Origin of the sequence: Caballeronia sp. AZ7_KS35 (assembly GCF_023631045.1) — a bacterium.
Classification (GTDB): Bacteria; Pseudomonadota; Gammaproteobacteria; order Burkholderiales; family Burkholderiaceae; genus Caballeronia; species Caballeronia zhejiangensis.
The window spans coordinates 1-249 of sequence record NZ_JALQDV010000108.1; the positions used below are offsets into that span (position 1 = coordinate 1).

The window sequence follows — 249 nt, forward strand, 5'->3', positions numbered from 1 at the left end:
ATGCGGTCCTGCTCCTGCGTCTTGGGGCCCGCGCGCAGACCACGATCGCTCTCAGCCTGACGAACCCAGTTTCTTAACGTTTCGCGTGAGCAACCCATCTTGGCGGCAATCGACTGGATTGCTTCCCATTGCGTCGCGTACTCCGCACGATGCTCGAACACCATACGAACCGCGCGCTCACGCACTTCCGCCGAATATTTCGGCGCCGTCTTCCGTTTTGCTTTTTCGAGGTTTTCCATGACTCTATTC

Annotated in this window: 1 protein-coding gene; it reads right to left on the reverse strand. The window is 57.4% G+C overall.

Going from position 1 to position 249, the window contains the following annotated elements; all coding sequences use genetic code 11:
- Positions 1-239: transposase (locus NCT05_RS36705; protein WP_250504807.1), on the reverse strand; the 239-nt coding region annotated here is incomplete at its 3' end.
- Positions 240-249: the final 10 nt, after the last annotated feature.